The organism is Nocardioides sp., from assembly GCF_004803405.1.
In the GTDB taxonomy this organism is placed as follows: domain Bacteria; phylum Actinomycetota; class Actinomycetes; order Propionibacteriales; family Nocardioidaceae; genus Nocardioides; species Nocardioides vastitatis.
The window spans coordinates 33346-46798 of the sequence record NZ_SSXI01000226.1; the positions used below are offsets into that span (position 1 = coordinate 33346).

11 protein-coding genes are annotated in these 13453 nt (G+C 65.8%); 1 reads left to right on the plus strand and 10 read right to left on the minus strand.

Annotation, left to right across the window (positions count from 1 at the left end):
• A partial coding sequence (locus E7Z54_RS15300; RefSeq protein WP_240769710.1) for an L-serine ammonia-lyase occupies positions 1 to 875 on the plus strand: 875 nt, incomplete at its 5' end.
• A gap of 284 nt (positions 876 to 1159) precedes the next feature.
• On the opposite strand, the gene E7Z54_RS15305 is transcribed toward E7Z54_RS15300, so the two are convergent.
• The 10 genes from E7Z54_RS15305 to E7Z54_RS15350 form a co-directional block, all read right to left on the minus strand.
• A complete protein-coding gene (locus E7Z54_RS15305) occupies positions 1160 to 2518 on the minus strand; it encodes a flavin monoamine oxidase family protein (RefSeq protein WP_136435102.1) in 1359 nt (452 codons plus the stop codon).
• A 43-nt stretch (positions 2519 to 2561) separates the two neighbouring features.
• Positions 2562 to 3566 carry an ABC transporter permease gene (locus E7Z54_RS15310; RefSeq protein WP_136435104.1) on the minus strand — a complete coding sequence of 335 codons (1005 nt, stop codon included), beginning with the start codon at positions 3564 to 3566 and terminating at the stop codon, positions 2562 to 2564.
• 1 nt (position 3567) lies between these two features.
• Positions 3568 to 4305 carry an ABC transporter permease gene (locus tag E7Z54_RS15315; protein WP_206056267.1) on the minus strand — a complete coding sequence of 246 codons (738 nt, stop codon included), beginning with the start codon at positions 4303 to 4305 and terminating at the stop codon, positions 3568 to 3570.
• 89 nt (positions 4306 to 4394) lie between these two features.
• Complete coding sequence (locus E7Z54_RS15320; protein ID WP_136435106.1) at positions 4395 to 6077, minus strand: ABC transporter substrate-binding protein; 1683 nt, start codon at positions 6075 to 6077, stop codon at positions 4395 to 4397.
• A 15-nt stretch (positions 6078 to 6092) separates the two neighbouring features.
• Positions 6093 to 7919, minus strand: coding sequence for an oligopeptide/dipeptide ABC transporter ATP-binding protein (locus E7Z54_RS15325; protein WP_136435108.1), 1827 nt, complete (start codon positions 7917 to 7919; stop codon positions 6093 to 6095).
• Between the two features lie 212 nt (positions 7920 to 8131).
• The gene (locus E7Z54_RS15330; RefSeq protein ID WP_240769711.1) at positions 8132 to 8848 is read right to left on the minus strand and encodes a FadR/GntR family transcriptional regulator; all 717 of its coding nucleotides are present in this window, start codon (positions 8846 to 8848) and stop codon (positions 8132 to 8134) included.
• A 206-nt stretch (positions 8849 to 9054) separates the two neighbouring features.
• Complete coding sequence (locus E7Z54_RS15335) at positions 9055 to 9777, minus strand: gamma-glutamyl-gamma-aminobutyrate hydrolase family protein (protein WP_206056270.1); 723 nt, start codon at positions 9775 to 9777, stop codon at positions 9055 to 9057.
• Positions 9774 to 10541: a 3-oxoacyl-ACP reductase gene (locus tag E7Z54_RS15340; RefSeq protein WP_136435112.1), complete on the minus strand. Its 768-nt coding sequence runs from the start codon at positions 10539 to 10541 to the stop codon at positions 9774 to 9776. Before E7Z54_RS15340 ends, E7Z54_RS15335 begins: the two co-directional genes overlap by 4 nt.
• 33 nt (positions 10542 to 10574) lie before the next feature.
• Positions 10575 to 11936, minus strand: coding sequence for an aldehyde dehydrogenase family protein (locus E7Z54_RS15345; RefSeq protein ID WP_240769712.1), 1362 nt, complete (start codon positions 11934 to 11936; stop codon positions 10575 to 10577).
• Between the two features lie 67 nt (positions 11937 to 12003).
• Positions 12004 to 13365 carry a glutamine synthetase family protein gene (locus E7Z54_RS15350; RefSeq protein ID WP_240769713.1) on the minus strand — a complete coding sequence of 454 codons (1362 nt, stop codon included), beginning with the start codon at positions 13363 to 13365 and terminating at the stop codon, positions 12004 to 12006.
• Positions 13366 to 13453 lie beyond the last annotated feature (88 nt).

A 13453-nucleotide genomic window follows, 5' to 3' on the forward strand; every position in this document is an offset into this window, starting at 1 on the left:
ACACGACGCCGGTGCACTACCCGTTCTCAACCGGCGCCGAACTGCTCGCGATCTGCGAGGCCTACGACCTTCGCGTGAGCGACGTGATGATGGCGAACGAGCTCTCGTGGCGCTCGGAGTCGGAGGTGCGTTCCGGGCTGCTCGAGATCTGGTCCGTGATGCAGGCGTGCGTTGAACGAGGCTGCAGCACGCCGGGAGTCCTCCCGGGCGGTCTTCGCGTGCCCCGGCGCGCTCCGGACCTGCACCGTGCGCTGAGCAGCCGATCGGATTCCTCTGACCCGCTGCGAGTCATCGACTGGGTCAACCTCTTCGCCCTCGCCGTCAACGAGGAGAACGCAGCGGGCGGCCGGGTCGTGACTGCGCCCACCAACGGTGCTGCTGGGATCATGCCGGCAGTTCTCCACTACTACAGCCAGTTCGTGCCGGGAGCGGACGAAGACGGTGTTGTCCGGTTCCTGTTGACCGCTGGCGCGATCGGCATCCTCTTCAAGGAGAACGCCTCAATCTCCGGTGCCGAGGTCGGCTGCCAGGGCGAGGTCGGGTCGGCGTGCTCGATGGCTGCAGGCGCCCTGTGCGAGGTCCTCGGTGGCACTCCTCCACAGGTCGAGAACGCAGCCGAAGTCGGGATCGAGCACAACTTGGGCCTCACATGTGACCCGGTCGGCGGCCTCGTCCAGATCCCCTGCATCGAGCGCAATGCGGTCGCGTCGGTGAAAGCCATCAACGCCGCTCGCCTCGCGCTGAACGGCACCGGGAGTCACAAGGTCAGCCTCGACAAGGCCATCAAGACCATGCGCGACACGGGTCGCGACATGCACGTGAAGTACAAGGAGACCGCGCGTGGCGGTCTCGCCGTCAACGTCATCGAGTGCTGAGGGCAAAGCACATGTATGCGATTTCGACAGTGCCGGCAGCAAGATCAGCACCACGCGCGTGAAGCGCGGGGTCACCCCGAGCAGGCCGAGATCACCGAGGCGCAGGTGCTGCAGGCGCCGTACCTGGTCGCAAAGCTCTGTAGCCAGCTGTTCCCCTTGCCGGCAGTCCGCAGGTGCCGCGGTTTCGCCGCGTCACTTAAGCCGGCTCCAGAGCGGTGAGCACTCATCGGGCACAAGCGCCTGGGTGAACTCTGCCTTCGGCGTTCACCCGGGGCCATCAGCCATCAGCTGAGGGCCGCGGCGATCTCGGCGACGGCGCGCTGTCCGGATGAGACGGCGCCATCCATGTAGCAGATCCATGCGGTTGCCGTCTCCGAGCCTGCCCAATGGATGCGGCCCTCTGGCTCGCGCAGGTGTCGACCGAGCGTCGTCCACGTGCCTGGAGCCATCAGGATCTGGTGCGCACCACGCGACCAGGGCTCAGAGGTCCAATCGACCTCGATGATCCGCAGCGCGCTCCGCGCCCGCTCGCCGAAGGCGAGTGCCAATTGATCGATGATCAATGCGTGCCGCACTGCCTCGGGCAGCGTCCGGAAGCGGCTTGCCTCTTGTGCTTCCACGAACCCGACGATCACGCCGAGAGCGCTGTCGGAGGGTGTGTTGTCGAAGGTGAGTGCCATCGTCGAGCCCGGCGACCGAAGCTCCCCCGAGAGACCCGACGCGCGCCAGAACGGCTCGTCGTAGATCACGTGGATCTTGATCGTGTTGGTCATGGCCGCGCGCTGCATGAGCAGGTCACGGCCAGTTGACAGCTCCGGCGTGTACCTGATTCGCGCCGCCATCGCCGGCGGGACAGCCACGATCACGTGCCGCGCCTCGACTGCGATCTCGTCCGCACGCACGACCACACGGTCGTCGATCTGCGCGATCGACCGCACGGGTGCAGAAAGCACAACATCAGATCCCAGCGCCTCCGCCATCGCCAGGGCGATCAGTTGGGAACCACCGCGGACTCGATCCTGTTGAGCAGCTCCCACGATTCCCGTCATGCACGCGACGTCGGCGCCCGCGCCGGCCACGCCGACAAGGATGTGGAGAAGGGAGACTTCCCATAGGTTCGACGCCCAGATGCCGGCCAGGAAACCGGTGAAGAACTCGTGTCCCGCTCTGGTCGAGCAGACGCTCCGCACCCATGATTCGAAGGTGACCCGGTCCAGCTCGGCCGCGCCGGGCGAGTCCCACGGGGAACGCGGGTCGATCGTTCTGGCCAGCTTCTCGAGCGCCTCGATCGCTTGAGCGACATCGGCGCTTTCTGCATCGGTCCACGGATCAGCGTCCTGTGCGAACCTGCGCACTTCCCCGTCCACGAGCCTGATGCTGTCGCCGACCATCCGTGTCGGGACCGTCTCGAGCCCGAGCTCCGAGATCAACTTGTTCACCTCGACCTGCTGGGGTCCGACCCATTGACCGCCTCCCTCGATTGAGGTGCCGTCGAGGAGGCGCCGGTTCCAGGTCTTGCCACCCACACGATCGCGCGCTTCCAAGACGGTGACCGTCCATCCGCGCGCGCGGGCGTCCCGCGCCGCGGACAAGCCGGCAAGTCCGGCTCCGACGATGGCCAGGTCGACGATTCGGCGTTCCATGTGTGCTTCTCCTCATTGCAGATGAGTGGGCTCGCCAGCGGGCTCAGTCCGTGCTGTCGAGACTGATGCGCGGGTCCGCGATCGTCTGGAGCACATCCACGAGCGCGTTGAGCACGATGAAGATGGATCCGAACACGATCGCGACGCCACAAATGGCCGGGACGTCGGTGGCACGGATGGACACGGACAGATAATTCCCGACGCCAGGCCACGCGAAGATCTGCTCGATGATCGCCACCGTCCCGAGCATGATCCCCATCATGAGACCCGCCATGGCCAAGGCCGAGTTGAGGCAGTTTCGGAAAGCGTGCTTGAACACGATCCCGATCCAACCCAGGCCCTTGAGCCGCGCGGTCTTCACGTAATCCGAGGCCAGCGCCGCGTTCAGCGCACTGCCAAACGACCTGCCGATGCCGACGGACGGACCGGCTGCCAGGGCGATCGCTGGAAGAAGTAGGTGCAAAAACGAGTCCCAGAACGCACTCGGATCCAAATGGACAATGGAGTCCAGCGTGTAGAAGCCTGTCGGGCCGTCAGGGACTGCGTGAGAGCTACGACCGGATCCCGGAAGCAACCCCCACTGGTCGTAGAACAGCAGAAGGAACAGGAGCCCCAGCAGGAAGATGGGAACTGACGCCCCTGCCAGCATGATCGCCCTGACGAAGAAGACACCGAGGCCCCGCCTGGCTGTCAACAGCCCGAGAAGGATGCCGCCAGTGAGCGCGAACATGGCGGCAAAGAGTAGGAGCTCCAAGGTGGCCGGGAGAGTCGCACGCAGGTCGGACGCCACAGGCTGCTTGGTTCGGTACGACGTCTGGAAGTCTCCAGTCGTCACGTCCTGCAGGTAGCTGCCCAGCCGTACCAGGAAGGGATCGTCGAGTCCCAGGTTTTCCCGAGCGGCCGCGATTGCCTCGGGGGTTGCCCGGTCCCCCACCATGGCGCGCGCCGGGTCCGCCGGGGAGAACTGTTGGAGCGCGAACAGCGCAGCCACCATCAAGACCAGGACGATGATGGCCGAGATGATCCGGCGAGTCAGGAACCGCGTCATGTCATTGCGCCTTCATCTGGGAGCGGAGCGCATCGCCCGCGAGATTGGCGATGAGCGCGAGGCAGGTGACCGCGATGGCGGGGAATACCGGGATCCACCATTGGGTCAGGAGATAAGGAAGACCCTGAGCGGCCATCGCGCCCAGCTCGGGCGCTGGCGCTGGTCGACCGAGCCCGAGGAAGGACAGCCCCGCCAGCATCATGATGATGCCGCCGAGGTCGAGCGTGACCGTGACCAAGATGACCGGCCAGGCACCAGGAAGGAGGTGCCTGAGCATGAGGCGAAAGTGGCCGTTGCCGGCCATACGGGCGGCCTCGAGGTGGGGCTTGGCCTTGATAGCCCGGATCTCCGCACGCACGAGTCGTGCGTAGTACGGCCAGCTCAGCACCCCGATCGCGATCAGGGCATTGCGCAGTGACGGCCCGAGAACGGCGGCGATGACGACGGCGAGAATGGCGGCAGGAAGGGCCAGGAAGAAGTCGACGACCGCCATGAGGACGCGGTCGACCCGACCCCCCACGTAGCCTGCGACGACGCCGACCAGGCTGCCGACGGTCGCGATCACGACCACCAGCAGGAGGGACGACAACCAGCTGGCCGACATGCCGTCGAGGACCCGGCTCAGGATGTCACGACCGACCTGGTCCGTCCCCAGGACTCCGGTGCCACTGAAGGGCGCCGTGAGCGGAACACCGATCGGAACCTTCGGGTCGTGCGGCGCCAGGACCGGGGCGATCACGGCGAGAACCGTGATCGCCCCCAGCGCACTAACGCTCAGCCATACGGCTTTCGACGTCGGACGCTGTCGACCCAACGTAAGGAGCATCCTCACGGAGTCTGGCCCACCTTCGGGAAGAACGCGCCGAACGGGTTGGCGGCGGTGTACGGGACAGGTCCGACGGCCTTGTTGGAGTAGATGTACGACTTAACGTCAGCGAGTGTGAAGAAGTAAGCCGAGTCCGCGTAGGCCGTCGCGGCCTGGTCGTACAGCTCGGCTGCCTCGTCCGGGTCCGTCGCAGCGATCGCGGCGTCGAGGGCCCGGTCGCCTTCCGGCACTGAGACACCGTTCATCGTGAGCGAACCGTCAGTGGCGAAGTACGCCTTAAGCCAAGCCGCCGGGGTGTTCGCGTCGGAGTTGATTCCCAGTACCATCAGGTCCGGCGCTTTCGACGTGTCTGCGGCGAAGCCATAGAACTCGGGACCGTAGCCGCGCACCGTCGAGTTGAGGCCGGCGGCTTGGAGCTGCGTCTGGAGAAGCTGCGCGGCAAGCGCGTCTCGAGCGAGACTCTCGCGGTAGCCGATCACGACCGGGTCGACCTCGCCAAGGTCCGACATTACCTCGGTGAGCTTGCTCGGGTCGTAGCCCGGGTTGTCGCTCTCACCATCTCCGCCGACCATGGTGATCGGGATGAGACTCTTGGATGCAGTCGCCTCGTCACCGAAGGCTCCCTTGGCGATCACGTCACGGTTGACCGCTTGGATGAGAGCAGTCCTGACCTCCTCGTCCTGGAAGATTCCTTCGTCCTTGATCCACACGGTCGGCTTGACGACGGAGGCGTACATGGTGACGGCCAGGTCGCGGTCCTTTCGCAACTCGGTGGACAGGTTCGGCGGCACCTGCGACTCGATGAGGTCCAGGTCGCCGTTCCGAAGGCGAAGCACCTGGTCGGTGATGTCAGGGACCACCGAGATCTGGATCTCCGGAATCGTCGGCGGCTCGCCCCAGTAGTCCGGCGCCGCGACCAGGGTCAGCCCCTTATCGATGACGACGTCGGCCAGCTCATAAGGGCCCGAGCCGGCATCGTTCTTGACCAGGAACGTCTGGCTGTTGTCGGCGCCTTTGTTGGCCTCAAGGAGCGTCTCGCTCATCGCCTTCGGGCCTACGTACGACGCGAGGTAGTCGAGCAGTGCATTGTTCGGCTTACCGAGTCGGATCACGAACGTCTGCGGGTCCGGCGCCTCGAGCGCAACAACGTCGGCGAGCATGTACGAGGGAGCACCCTGGAGGTCGATGAAGCGCTGGAAGCTGTACTTGAATGCCGACGAGTCGACCGGAGTTCCGTCGTGGAACGTGGCATCGTCACGCAGCGTGAACGTGTAGACGAGACCGTCGGGCGAAATGGTCCAGTCGGTGGCCAACTGCGGAATGATCTCGCCGGTCCTGGCCTCATACTGAACCAGGCCCTCGTAGACCGCACCCATCGTCGAAAAGGCAACGCTTCCGTAGTAGGTCGCCGGATCTAGGGTCATGTCCTGGTAAGACCAGGCTGCCTTGAGAGTTGTGAGTTTGGTGGCCGGAAGTGAGTCGGTTCCGACCAGAGCACCGGCATCGGAGGACTCGTCGGCCCCGCCGGGCGAGCAGGCAGCCAGTGAGAGTGCTGCGATCAGCGCGACCGCACCGCGGAGCGCGCGTCGATTCATGTGGTTCATCGTGAACCTTTCCTGAAGCAGAACATGTATGACTTTGAGGTTTCTCGGGGCCACGGCACCCGATTTGCCGGCTTCCCGCATCACTTGCTCATCGACTCAAGAAGCCCCCCGCGTCTGTCCCTGGGGCACAGCTGCGAGCAGCTGCCGGGTGAGGTCTTGTTGTGGGTGGTCGACCAGGTCGTCGGTCGGGCCGCTTTCGACGATTCGGCCCGTCTCCATCACGACGATTCGGTCAGCAACCAGCCGCGCAGCGGCGAGGTCGTGCGTCACGAACAGCATTGCCATGCCGAGCTCTCGGCGGAGTTCGGCGAGCATGTTCAGCGCAGTCGCCGCCAAAGACACGTCGAGCGCGGAGGTCGGCTCGTCACAGAGCAGGAGGCTCGGGGGGACGACGACGGCTCGGGCGATCGCGGCGCGCTGCCGTTGCCCGCCCGAGAGTTGGCCGGGTCGAGCGGTCATGAGTCCCGGGTTGAGGCCGACTCGCGTCATGGTGGCTGCAACGACGTCCCCACGCTGCGACGCCGACATGCCGTTGCCGCGGAGACGCTCGCCGATGAGCTCACCAAGGGTGAGCCACGGGGTCAGGGAGGAGCCGGCGTCCTGGAAGACGATTTGGGGACGTGTCTTGCCGTTGTACGTGATCGCGCCTGAATCGAGCGGGATGAGGCCGGCGATCGCCCTGAGGAGGGTCGACTTGCCACACCCGCTCAGCCCCACGATGGACAACGCCTCGTTCGGGCCCACCGTCAGATCAACACCATCCAGTGCCCGGATAACGTGCCCGCCGTGGCCGTGCCCGATGGTGTACGACTTCGTCGCGGCCGTCACCTCCACCACAGGGCGTGGGTCGGTGACCGTCGGCATCGGGGCGAGGGACTCACCGAGAAGCGACTCGATGGCGTACCCGGACACGTCCTCTGCTCGCGAGCATGCCGTAAGGGCGGAGGTCGTCGGTGAGGGACGCAGTGCGGGCAGTCCGTCGTCGCATACGGGTCGGTGGTGGTCACATCGTGGGGCGAAGGGACACGAGTCGATCTGGGCCGAAGGATCCACCGGCTCACCGGGGAGCGCCACGATCTGGCGGCTGCGGTCTGCCTTCAGCGTCAACCGAGCCCGCTGCAGGGCACGTGTGTACGGGTGCGAGCCCCGGTCGAGGACGTCCGAGGCGCTGCCGACCTCGGCGATTCGACCCGCGTACATGACCGCGATCCGGTCTGCGAGGGTGCTCGCGACACCGAGGTCATGGGTCACGAACAGCATTGCGAGGCCGAGCCGATCACAGAGCTCGCGGAACAACGCCAGGATTTGAGCCTGAACCGTGACGTCCAGGGCCGTCGTTGGTTCGTCCGCGATGACGAGCTTGACGTCACCGGCAGTGGCGAGCGCGATCATCACTCGCTGGCGAAGACCGCCGGAGAGCTCGTGCGGGTAGTTGCGCAGCCGGCGCCGCGCGTCAGGGATACCCGCTGCCTCGAGCAGGCGCACGGACTCCTCATCCGCCCGCGTCACCTCATACAGTTGCCGTCCGATGCGTTGGGTCGGGTTCAAGGAACTCATCGGATCCTGGAAGACGCCGCCGAGGCTAAGCCGACGGACGCGTCGACGGGCCCGCTCCGAGCCTCGGAGCATGTCGACCCCGTCGACGGTGACCGTTCCCGACAGGGCCCGCAAGTCGTGTGGGAGCAGGCCCATGAGCGCAGATCCCAGAACGCTCTTCCCGGATCCAGACTCCCCGACGAGCGCGAGTACTTCCCCCTCCTGGATGTCCAGGTTCACGCCCCGGAGCGCTGAGAGGTCCGCGCCGTTCCGGTGGAACGTCACAGCGAGGTCCCGCACAGAAGCAACGACGTTGGCTCGGTTGGCGGTTGAGCTCCCGCTAGGGGCCAGTTCGCGCTCCGGCTGCTCGCCTACTGACGCGATCATGCTGCCCTGCCACACAGCGCATCCCAGCAGCGGAGACTTGGTCCGTCAAAGGCCATTGGCGTCCTTTGTGATCTGTCCTGCACGAGCGGAGGCGGGCAGAACAATACCTCAAAGGTTGGTCAGTCGACCATTACAACTTGGTAACGGCGCATGGCAGTTACGCCAAACTCGCTGAAACGTCAGTATTCCAGGGGGTCTTGATACCACTGCCGTCATCGAGCGGCGTCGGGATGGCCGAAAAATCCGCGCAGAAGCGCGACCGTCCCGGCCAAATGTTCTTCCATTGCCTCCACTGCCGCATCGACATCACCGGTGAGGACCGCCAGGACGATCGCGTGGTGCTGCTCGTTCGAATGAGCGATGTTGCGCTCGAGCAGTGGGATGTGGTCCAGCAACTGGTTGACCATCATCCGGTTGTCGGCAAGGAGAGCCGTGAGATACGGAGCGCCCACGAGTTCGGAGAATGTCAGGTGGAGTCGGGCGTCCAGTCGTCGATAGTCCTCAGGTGTTGCTTCGAGAACATCTGAGAGTCGCGACCACAGGGCATCGCGCTCGGCCGCCGTCAGCGAGCGGCGCGAGACCATGCGGATCGAGCCGACCTCGAGGAGTTCGCGAATCGTCAGCAGATCCTCGACCTTGATCTCGGGCCGCCCAGCGGCCCAGGTCGGCTCGTCGCTGGGTAGGGTCTCTGCCAGGAAGGTCCCCCCGTACCGCCCTCGCAGGGTGACGAGATACCCTGCGCTCGCCAGCGATCGGATTGCTTCGCGCACGGTGTCACGACTGACACCGAGCCGCCGGGCCACCTCTCGTTCCGGGGGCAGGGCATCACCTGGGCCGTAGACGCCCAGTCGGACCATCTGAAGCAGTCGCTCCACGGTCTCCTCGAAGGCGTTTCCTGACCTGATGGGTCGGAGCAGGGCATCGCTCACGGACTCGACAGGAACTTCGTCACCCATGCCGGCGTCCGGTCTTCCCGGGAAGGGTCGACGGCCGCACGTCCGCGAGAGGAGGTGAGCTGGTCGAGCTACGGGAGGTGAGCAGCACGGCGCCATTCTCGCCGCGCTGGGCACTCGAAGACAAACCTGACACCCGTGCTGTTGCCTCCATTCGGCGCTCGCCTCCTGTCCAGCCTTCCTCAGATGAGGGCGCGGTCCGCGGCCGTCACCAGTGCGGCAAAGAGGCCTCCGCCGGACTTCACCTCAGGATGCCACTGCACCCCGAGGCAGAACGGACGCTCCGGATCCTCGAGCGCCTCCAACGTTCCGTCCTCAGCCCACGCCGCGGGAACGTACTCCCCCAGGTTGTCGACCGCTTGGTGGTGGTGGCAGCGCACGCGAAGCCGGCCTCCCACAAAGCGGCGAAGCGCTGTCCCGGGGTTCGTCTCGACCTCGACTGCCCCGAACCGATCTCCTCCCGGAGAGTGTCTATCGGAACCGAGGCGGTCGGGGACATGCTGCTCGAGCGAGCCACCTCGGTGGACGGCCATCAGCTGCATGCCCCGACAGATGCCGAGGACCGGTAGGTCGGGACGTTCGCCGGCGGCGTCCAGCAGCGCGAGCTCCCAGGCGTCCCGGTCGTCACGCCACACCGTCGTTCGGACGTGGGGTGCTTGGTTATAACGGTCGGGGCTCACGTCGGCCCCGCCCGCGATCACAAGACCATCAAGCCGAGACAGCACGGTTTCCGCATCGCTCGGACTCCCGGGAGGGAGGAGGATCGGAATGCCACCGGCCTGTGCAACGGCGCGTGCATAATGGACGGGCAGCACGTCGGCGGGTTGGTCCCAGACTCCCCACCGGGCATGCTCGCGGTAGGTCGTGATCCCCACCACCGGCCGTTCCGCCTCGTGCGGGTTCACACCGGTGTCACGTACGCGGCGGAGATCCCCCCGTCGACGAGGAAGGTCGACGCCGTGATGAAACTCGACTCGTCGGAGGCAAGGAACAGTACGGCGTTCGCCAACTCCTCGGGCTCGGCGAACCGGCCCATCGGGATGTGGACCAACCGCCGCGCAGCTCGCTCCGGGTCCTTGGCGAACAGGTCTTGGAGGAGAGGGGTGTTCACCGGTCCCGGGCACAGGGCGTTCACGCGGATCCCGTCCCGTGCGAACTGAACACCGAGTTCACGGCTCATCGACAGGACACCCCCCTTGGAAGCGGAGTAGGAGATCTGCGACGTCGCCGCGCCCATGAGCGCGACGAACGACGCCGTGTTGATGATCGAGCCAGACTTCTGCTCGACCATGTGGCGGAGGGCCGCCTTGCAGCAGAGGTAGACGCTGGTCAGGTTGACCTCCTGGACCCGCTTCCATGCCTCGAGATCGGTGATCAGGATCGAGTCGTCCTCGGGCGGCGAGATGCCCGCGTTGTTGAAGGCGATGTCCACTGAGCCGTACTCGTCCTTCGCGAACTGGAACAGCGCGTCGACCTGCTCGGAAGAGGTCACGTCGACGTGCACGAAGCTGCCGCCGATCTCGGTCGCGACCTCCTTGCCCCGCGCGTCGTCGAGATCGCCGATGACCACACGTGCCCCCTCGGCGGCGAGACGCCGGGCTGTGGCCAGCCCGATCCCGGAGCCGCCACCGGTGACCACCGCTGTCTTGCCTTCGATGCGTCCTGCCATGCTGGTTCCCTCTCTCATTGGTACTCGTTGTTGTCAGTCGTGGGAGATGAAGACGTTCTTCACATCGGTGAAGGCGTTGACCCCGTCCGGTCCGAGCTCGCGCCCGATGCCGGACTGCTTGAAGCCTCCGAAGGGCGTCCAGTACCGAACCGACGAGTGCGAGTTGACGCTGAGGTTCCCGGCCTCGACGAGGCGCGACACTCGGAGTGCGCGTCCGACGTCGCGGGTGAAGATCGATCCGGACAACCCGAACTCCGTGTCGTTCGCGAGCTCCACCGCGTGGGCCTCGTCGTCGAACGGCATGACCGCGACCACAGGGCCGAAGATCTCTTCCCGCCACACCGGTTGCGCGGTGTCGCCGGCGAGGACCACGGTGGGCGGGAACCAGAACCCCGGCCCGTCGGGGGCGGGTCCCGCGAACGCGACCTCCACACCGGCGACGTAGCTCTGCACCTTCGCCTGCTGAGCCGCGGAGATCAACGGTCCCATCTCGACGGAGCGGTCCTGCGGGTCGCCGACGTGCAACCCCTTCACTGCTGGCTCCATCAGGGAGAGGAACTCGTCGTAGACCGAGCGCTGGACGAGAATGCGCGACCTGGCGCAGCAGTCCTGGCCAGCGTTGTCGAAGGCGGCCCCAGGAGCGCTCGCGGCCGCGTGGGCGAGGTCCGCGTCCGCGAACACGATGTTGGAGCTCTTCCCGCCCAGCTCGAGAGTCACCCGCTTCATCTGGGCGGCGCAGCCCTCCATGATCTTCCTGCCCACGGCCGTCGAACCCGTGAAGCACACCTTGCGCACAGCCGGGTGCGTCACGAACCGCTCGCCGACGACCGGTCCGCGGCCCGGGATGACCGTAAAGACCCCGGCAGGGAGACCCGCCTCGAACGCAAGCTCACCCAGACGGATCGCGGTGAGAGGCGTGAGCTCGGCCGGCTTCAGCACCACCGTATTACCGGCAGCGAGCGCCGGCGCGAATCCCCATGCCGCCACTGGCATGGGGAAGTTCCACGGGACGATCACTCCTACGACACCAAGCGGCTCGTGGAACGTGACGTCGACCCCACCCGGTACGGGGATCTGATGGCCGAGCATGCGCTCGGGCGCCGCCGAGTAGTACTCGAGCACGTCACGCACGTTGCCCGCCTCCCAGGTCGCGTCACCCCAGGTGTGGCCGGCGTTGCGGACCTCCAGCTCGGCCAACTCGCCAATGTGTGCGTCGACGACCGCGGCGAACCGGCGCAGCAGCCGGGCACGCTCGCCGGGCGCGAGGCTGCGCCAAGCGGGGAACGCGGCAGCAGCGCGCTCGATCGCGGCGTCCGTTTCCGCGAGATCGGTCATCTCGACGTCAGTGATCAGTTCCGCCGTCGCGGGGTTGAGCACGGCGAAGGTGTCGGTCAACGTTTCTCCTCGATCGGGGCGCCGCAATGCCTGTGTGCGGCGCAGGTAATGGGTGCTGGCCCTGGCATCACATGCGCTCGAAGCTCCGGCGCAGCTCCCAGTCGGTGACGGCCGCGTCGAACGCACGCAGCTCGACATCGGCCATGTGCGTGTAGTGATCGACGACCTCGTCGCCGAGGATCGACCGCGCGACCTCGGACTCGTTGAACTCGGCCCTGGCGTCACGGAGCGTTGCCGGGATCGTCGGCAGACCGGAGTCGTAGGCGTTGCCGACGAGCTCCGGTTCGAGCTCCAACTCGTGCTCGATCCCGTAGAGACCGGCGCCGAGCATGGCCGCGAGCGCCAAGTAGGGATTCGCGTCGCCCCCAGGCACGCGGTTCTCGACACGCGCCGAAGGCCCGCCACCGACCAGCCGCAGAGCGCACGACCGGTTGTCCGTCCCCCAGGCGATGGTGGTGGGGGCGAACGACCCCGTGGCGAACCGCTTGTACGAGTTCACGTTGGGTGCATAGAGCAGGGTGAAGTCTCGAAGCGTGCCGAGGATACCGGCGATGAAGTGCTCATAGAGCTGCGAACGATGGCGTCCGTCCCCGAAGACGATGGACCCGTCGGTTCCGCGAAGTGACAGGTGGATGTGGCAGGAGTTGCCCTCCCGCTCGTTGTACTTCGCCATGAACGTCAGGGCCTTGCCGTGCTGGGCAGCGATCTCCTTCGCCATCGTCTTGTACACGGCGTGGTTGTCCGCCGTGGTCAGGACGTCGTCATAGAGGAAGCCGATCTCGTGCTGACCGAGGTTGCACTCGCCCTTCGCTCCCTCGACGTTCATCCCAGCTGCGTATGCCGTGTTCCGGATGTCACGCAGGAGCGGCTCGATTCGCGTCGTCCCGAGGATCGAGTAGTCGATGTTGTACTGGTTGGACGGCGTGAGGTCCCGGTAGCCGTCGTTCCACGCCTGTTCGTAGGTCGTGTCGAAGACGATGAACTCGAGTTCGGTGCCGGCCAGGGCCTGCAAGCCGACGCCCCGCGCTCGCTCCTGCTGTTGCTGGAGAATCGTGCGGGGCGACTGAGCCACCGCCCCTCCCCCCAGCTGACGCAAATCACACTGGATCATCGCGGTGTGAGGGAGGTGGGCAAGGACCCGGATGGTTCCTGGGTCCAGGACGAACTCCATGTCGCCGTATCCCGTGTCCCACGAGCTCATCGCATACCCGCCGACGGTGTTCATCTCGACGTCGACACTGAGCAGGTAGTTGCATCCTTCGGTCCCGTGGTCGGCGACGATGTCCCGGAAGTAGCGCCCGTGGAACCGCTTGCCCTGCAGCCGCCCCTGCATGTCCGTGAACGCCACGATGACCGTGTCGATGTGACCGGTGTCGATGCGCTGGCAGAGATCATCCAGGTCCAGAAGGCGGGAGTTGCTGCTCGTCACGAAGCACACGCTTTCCACTCAAGACAGGTCGGCGCCGGAAGGGGTTCCAGCGCCCAATGGACGCGAACCATACCATTTGGCGCCGTGC

Coding starts and splice junctions, on each gene's coding strand:
- E7Z54_RS15305 (WP_136435102.1), bottom strand. CDS start 2,518: ATGGAACGCCGAATCGTCGACCTGGCCATCGTCGGAGCCGGACTTGCC.
- E7Z54_RS15310 (WP_136435104.1), bottom strand. CDS start 3,566: ATGACGCGGTTCCTGACTCGCCGGATCATCTCGGCCATCATCGTCCTG.
- E7Z54_RS15320 (WP_136435106.1), bottom strand. CDS start 6,077: ATGCGGGAAGCCGGCAAATCGGGTGCCGTGGCCCCGAGAAACCTCAAA.
- E7Z54_RS15325 (WP_136435108.1), bottom strand. CDS start 7,919: ATGATCGCGTCAGTAGGCGAGCAGCCGGAGCGCGAACTGGCCCCTAGC.
- E7Z54_RS15340 (WP_136435112.1), bottom strand. CDS start 10,541: ATGGCAGGACGCATCGAAGGCAAGACAGCGGTGGTCACCGGTGGCGGC.